This window comes from Bacteroides sp. UBA939 (assembly GCF_002293435.1).
GTDB lineage: Bacteria > Bacteroidota > Bacteroidia > Bacteroidales > Bacteroidaceae > Bacteroides.
On the sequence record NZ_DBDF01000170.1, the window covers coordinates 1 to 6830 of the forward strand.

At 49.2% G+C, this 6830-nt stretch carries 3 protein-coding genes; all 3 read right to left on the minus strand.

Annotated features, from left to right (window positions below; genetic code table 11):
* Positions 1–178: 178 nt before the first annotated feature.
* Complete coding sequence (locus tag B2Z67_RS10715; protein WP_414630802.1) at positions 179–1843, minus strand: M23 family metallopeptidase; 1665 nt, start codon at positions 1841–1843, stop codon at positions 179–181.
* 943 nt (positions 1844–2786) lie between these two features.
* Complete coding sequence (locus B2Z67_RS10720; RefSeq protein WP_291529824.1) at positions 2787–5348, minus strand: glycoside hydrolase family 2 TIM barrel-domain containing protein; 2562 nt, start codon at positions 5346–5348, stop codon at positions 2787–2789.
* Between the two features lie 292 nt (positions 5349–5640).
* Positions 5641–6741 (minus strand): glycoside hydrolase family 53 protein, encoded by a 1101-nt coding sequence (locus tag B2Z67_RS10725; RefSeq protein WP_291529825.1) that lies wholly within the window; start codon positions 6739–6741, stop codon positions 5641–5643.
* Positions 6742–6830 lie beyond the last annotated feature (89 nt).

Consider the following 6830-nt stretch of genomic DNA (forward strand, 5'->3'; position numbering starts at 1 on the left):
CTGTTTTTAAGAGGAGCATAGCGGGCCATGTGACGAATAAAAACAGAAAAATATCCTCAAAAACAACTCTTAAAAGAAAACTGAATACATTCAACACAGCTTCTAAATCAATCCGCGTAATCTGTGTCATCTGCGGATGAAAGATATCGTTGTTTACACAGCCTCAATCGAGGTTGTATCACCAAGTAAAGGTGAAGCGCCCTGCAGTCGTATTCCCGCGCCCGTCCGTCACAGTCAACTCTACTGTATGTTCGCCCCGCTCCACTCGCTTAGGGTCAATCTCATATACTAAATTCCCACTGATGGAATTGGGTTTACCAAACAAAGCATACTTTCCGTCAATAGTGCCACGATAACTGCTGATGCCGGTTTCTTCGTCCTTCACCTTGAATACAATACGTTTTGTATTTCTCCATTGTTTCGGATTCAGCGGAGTGATTTCAGGCGGCACAGTATCTATTGCAACAGTATATGTACGTAATTCCCTGATGGTAGTTTTCACGAAACCATCCTCATACTTGCCGCCTACACTGTATTTTTCGCCGCGTGAATTGATTCCCGCCACATAATACTTCGACATATCTTCCAACGGACAACGACGCAACCCAATGCGTAACTCGCAACGCCCATGCAGAGGAATGCGGGTGTCATTCAACTGATACGTAAAGGCGATGTCCCCACTGTCGGCCCGCACGGCATAGTTCAGATAGACATCATCGTAAAGCATCCCGCGCGGTATTACCAGGTTCAAACCGGGTTCTTGCAGAATGTTTACCTTATCCCAATGCAAAACATACTTCTCCCGATACCCTGCGGATGGAATATCACTACGGCTGCCTTGCACGGTGAAGCGTACCTTTGAAGTATTTCCCAGCGCATCCCGCAAGGTATAGACAAAGCGATACGGGCGTTCTTCGTTAATATCTATCAGTCCGCGATTGCCGTTCGAGGCATGCAGCATACGCAATGTATTTCCCGGCTCTATGAACGATTTCATATACTGTCCGTATGTCCACGAATTAATCATCCGGTTTTCATATTCCGAGAAACGGTCTACCACACTGCGGAACACTTCTACGCTATCTACTTCCAGAATAACCGTGTGCACGCCGTAACGGTTGCGTACCCCATCCATATAATCATAAGCACGAATACCCGCTCCTATCAGTCCCCAAGCTGTAATGGGCTGCTTTGGGTGAAGCGGAAACGATTGGCGTTCCTGCACACCGTCTACAACACCTTCACCCGGTTGCGGGAAAAGCATAATGCCTTCGGCACGGGGAGCGGTGTTATCCTTTACTTTTTTCTTGAAGAATGGCAGAGGGTCGATATAGTCGTCAGTACCCGCCTCGAACATGTCGAGGTGCAGGTGCGGGCCAAAGGAATAACCGGTGTTACCGCTCAGGGCGATAATCTGCCCTGCCCTTACGGAATATTCATCCGGTTCGGGTATAATCTCCACTTCCCACGATTCCTTTTCGTATTGCAGGTTTTCCACCCGGCGGGCAATCTCACCTACGAAAGCGCTAAGATGGCGGTTGATAGTCTTATAGCCGTTATTGTAGACCACATCGAGCACATAGCCCGAACCATGCGTGACACGGATACGCGAAATATATCCTTCTGCCAACGCCCGCACCGGCTTACCGTTGACGCCACCTGTCTTGAAGTCAAGTCCGCCATGAAAATGGTCGGCGCGTATCTCGCCGAAGTTACCGGAGAAGGTAATAGGAAAATCAAAAGGAGGAGTAAAAACAATCCCGGACTGTTTATCCTCACCCGTTTGCGGATAAGCATACATTCCGCACGCAAGCAGTATAATGGATAATATAATAGGTCTCATATAAGTCAAAAAACAATTTGTTTGGCAAATGTACATTATTCCGAGTAGATTATGAAAGAATGCAAGCAAATATTATCCGACAATCAATAGCTAACAGGCATTTTGTACCTTTAGGTTAAGCATACAACAGAAACAATCGAATTATCAATATGCAACTCCAAACCAATACCTATTTGCAAAAAGATAGCTAAAAGGCATTTTCTCCTAACATACACTTCCGCAAAAGAAGGAGAAATAGAAGCTACAGGCACGAGATTTTGAATATATATACGAATATACGGTGTAAATCGTGACCGATATACGGTTTTTATGCAAAAAGAGCCTGTTACTTAGGGATGAAACACTAACTATCCATAAATAGAACACTAACTATCTATAGGTAGATCACTAACTACCTATAAGTAGATCACTAACTACCTATAAGTAGTTAACCAGTTACTTATAAGTAGTTAACTTATCCTACCCGTTTTTTCCCTTATCTCTTACTTTTCAGGAGCTATTTTGTTCCAGAATAAATGTAAGTATTTCGATATCCCCCTATCAGTCTGTCATTTACCGATTTTCACTCGCGTATTTCCAGCCATGTGGACATCCGGACGGAAATAACGGATTCTCAGCTAACTAAAAATACAAATTGTCAAAATGATAATGTGGGGGGATGGTTGCTACATTTAGCCTGCAATATTCATGCTTATAGAAGTTAGAGGAATTAAAGCAGTTATCAGCCAACAAGTTGGCTTAGGGGGTAACACCGCAGGGGCTGCTCCGTACCAAGTCCGTACCAAGCCCGTACCATGTCCGTATAAGGGTACCTTTATACGGACATGGTACGGAGTTGGTAGGGGTTGGTACTGAGTTGGTGTGTTACAGGCGCTTATTTTCGTTAAATTATTCCCAAAACGAGAAGAAATACGCTAAGAAACAGTTATCAGACATCATACACTTACTCCGCAACAGCCCGCAAAGTAAGCTTACCCGACTTCACCCCTTTAGCCTTAGCCTCGAAAACTATCTCACCGGGTTGTTCGGCTGTTTGCACGATTGCCGTCAACTGGCCACTGAAGGCGGGCATCTTCGGCAAGTGGAACAAGTCGAGCGAAGTAGCATCACCATTGGCGGCGGCACGATAACTGCCGGCACCCTTCACGGAGAAGGTGACGAGGCGATTGTCGGCAGGACAGAGGTTGCCGTCTTTATCGACTACGCGGACGGTGATGTACGCCAGGTCTTTGCCATCGGCAGTAAGACGGTCGCGGTCGGCAATCACTTCCAGGTGATGGGGCTTGCCGGCGGTGCGGATTACCTTTTCCTCCGCAGGCCTGCCGGAAGCATCGTAAGCAACGACTTTCACTTCACCCGGTTCGTAAGGAACATCCATCCACATCAGACGGTAGCGGCGCTGCAAAGCGAGCGCATCCTTTTCTTGCGAGTGCGAAACAAGTGCGTCTTCTCCTTGCAAGGCAAGCGCATCCTTTCCCTGCAAGGCTTTACTCTCTGCAGCAGTGAGTTTGCGCTGCTTGCCAAAGCTCTTGCCATTGACGAAAAGCTCAGCCGAGGGATAGCTGGTGTAAACAAACACAGGCGTGTTCTCCCCTTCCCTACCCTGCCACGTCCAGTGCGGAAGCACGTGGAGTGTATTCGCATTCCTGTTCCAAAGGCTGCGATACAGATAGTAACGGTCTTTGGGCAGACCGGCAAGGTCGATGATACCAAACAGGGAACTATGGCTTGGCCAGGCATCCGTATCATAAGGCGAGGGTTCACCCAGATAATCGAAGCCTGTCCAGACGAACTGCCCGATAGTCCAGTCATAATCATCGGCAAGGGCGAAGTCGTCATCGGGAACATTAGACCAGGAACAGTGCTCCAGGTCGTAACCGGACGACTGATGGTCTTCATACTTTGCGTCGCCACGCTTCTCTACCGGGAACTTATAAACGCCGCGGGAACTTACAGTGGAAGATGTTTCCGAACCCAGCACGATGTTCTGCGGCAATTGCCCGTAAGCCTCCAGGTAGCGGTGCGCGCGGTAGTTGAAACCGGGAACGTCAATCATGGCGGCAAAGCCGTTCTTCAGCACGCACGTCACCTGATCCATGCCGCAAGTGACGGGACGTGTGGGGTCTTCGCGGTGGCAGATGTCCTGCAGGAAAGAAGCAACCTTATAGCCTTCGGGACTGCATTGGGTAGGAACTTCATTGCCGATACTCCACATCACCACGCAGGGATTGTTGCGGTATTGGCGCAACATGTTTACCATATCGCGCTCCGCCCACTCGTTGAAGTAGCGGTGATAGCCGTTTGCACATTTGGCAATGTCCCACTCGTCGAATGGTTCCACCATCATCATGAGGCCCATTTCATCGCAGAGCTGCACCAACTCCGGCGCGGGCATGTTGTGTGCGGTGCGGATGGCATCGCAGCCCATATCTTTCAGCAACGTGAGCTGGCGGCGCAAGGCGGCAACATTGACGGCTGCTCCCAGCGGGCCAAGGTCGTGATGATTGCACACACCCTGGAACTTACGGTGCTTGCCGTTCAGGAAGAAACCTTTGTCGGCTATGATTTCGATGCTGCGGATACCGAAACGAGTGGTGTATTCATCCGTCTGCTTGCCGTCGGCGTAGATTTTAGAAACGGCCTTATATATATAAGGTGTCTCCGGCGACCACAGGCAGGGAGCATCTACCAGGAAGTTCTGCTCGAAAGGCCGGCCGTGGTTAATCTTACGGGTGTTGTCCTTGGTTGCCAGCAGTTTACCGTCGGGGGAGATGATTTCAGTTACGATGCGGATGTCTTTGCCTTCGTCGTTGGCGATGGTGGTCAGCAGGCGTATGGAAGCATATTCGTCGGAGACGTGGGGCGTAGTCAGTTGCGTGCCCCACACGGGGACGTGTACTTTCGCGGCAGTCACTACGCGCACGTTGCGGTAAAGCCCTGCGCCGGGATACCAGCGGGAGGATTGTGGTTTGTTCTCCAGACGGACGGCGAGGGTATTCGGTTTGCCGTCTTTATTCAAAAGAGAGGTGACATCGCAGTGGAAGGAGTTATAGCCGAAAGGCCAGAAACAGGCTTCCTGTCCGTTGACGTAGACGCGGGCTTCGCTCATGGCGCCGTCGAAGACGAGGGTGGTTTGCTTATCGTCGGCGACATTGAAGGTGGTTTGCTTGTCGGCAGCGACATTGAAGGTAGTGCGGTACCAGCCGACGCCCACGTAAGGAAGTCCGCCCGTGCGCCCGGTCTTGACGGAGGCTTTCTTCTCGAAGTTCTGCGTTACGGCGACTTCCTGCAGGTCGTTGCTACGGTCGAAGGGACCGTATATAGCCCAGTCGTGGGGGACGGTTACGGTTTCCCACTTGCGGTCATCGAAGTTCGTTTGCATGGCTTCGGGGTTATCTTCTCCGGTGAATTTCCAGTTCTTTTCCAACAGGGTTTCGGTGCGCTGCGCCTTTGCCGGCAGGAAGGGCAGGGTGCAGCAGGCTGCTATGAATAGTATCTTCTTCATGGTTGAGTAAGGGGTTTTATTTAATCAATCTTATTTAAATGTTATTTAAACACAGAGGTATCAGCTTTGTTATTTGAACACAGAGGTATAGAGACACAGAGGTTTATCTTTCTTTTAAGAAGAGAACACAAACAAAAGAACACAGAGAAGGCGACTACGTCGCAGAGAAAAAACTCTGTGCCTCTGCGCCTCTGTGTTTAATTAAAGAAAAGAACTCTGTTTCTCTACGCCTCTGTGTTCAATAAAGAAAAGAACTCTGTCTCTCTGCGCCTCTGTGTTTAAAACTAAATTCTCATTCAAAAGCATCCATAATAACCGTAGCCCGTCCATCCTCAGTAAACGCCCCCAACCGGTATTGGCTTGGCCTGCATTCCGGTTCCCAGTAGAATACACCTTTGCAGCGTCCATCCGTATTCTCGCGGCATTCCTTCATGATACGGGTCATCATCGCCTTTCCTTCAGCAAGAACGGATGCACTCGCAAGCTTTCCATTGCTGTCGGCGCACTCCATACCGGTTTCCACAACCATTACGTCGCAGTTGTATTTCGCACCTACCCTCTTGATATTAGCAATACAGTCCGTTATGGTTTGCTCGCCGGAAGTCTCCTTGCCACTCTCCAGCGCCCAGTAAGGATAAAGCGACATACCTATCATGTCCCATTTAGCCCCGTTGCTTTTCAGGATATCCAGATTCCAGTCATAGAGATTACCGTCAAAGCCATTATCCAGGTGCACAATCACAATGGACTGCGGAAATACCGTCTTCACGGCTTCATACCCGGCAGCAAACAGTCCGGCATACTGCTTCGGATTCTGGTCGGCCTTGCCCACGTCCCACAGAAGGCCGTTACTGGTTTCATTGCCCACCTGCACCCATTTCGGAGTAATCCGGTTATCCTTCAGCAACTGCAATACCTCAACGGTATGGTTTGCCACATCCGTTTTCATCTGTTCATACGAGTGGGATTTCCATGCGGCGGGAATATTCTGCTTACCCGGGTCTGCCCACCAGTCGCTATAGTGGAAGTTTATCATCAGGTCCATCCCCAGGTTTGCCGCCCGCTTTGCTTTGGCAAGCAAGTCTTCTTTGTTGCACCAGTTTCCATGCTCTTCGGGGTTTACCCACACCCGGAGACGGATGGCATTCAGACCAAGTTCCTTCATCAGTTGAAAGCAGTCCGTTTCGGTACCGGCGGCATTGTAGAACTTCATGCCTTTTTGTTCCATTTCCGTTACCCAACTGATGTCTGCACCTTTGGCAAACTCTGCGGCAGGGGTATCTCCATTGCCTGGAAGTTCGTCCGTACCGGGCTTTGCTCCATTGTTTCCGCCGCACGCCAATATGATAGAAGCAATGCAGAGAAGGGAAGTTAGAATTTTCAAATGTTTCATGGCAAATATTAGTTTATTCGACAAATATAATAAATTAATGTGAATCAGTAGTTAAAGGAGTTATCTCTTCGCTCAGTAGTTATGGGAGT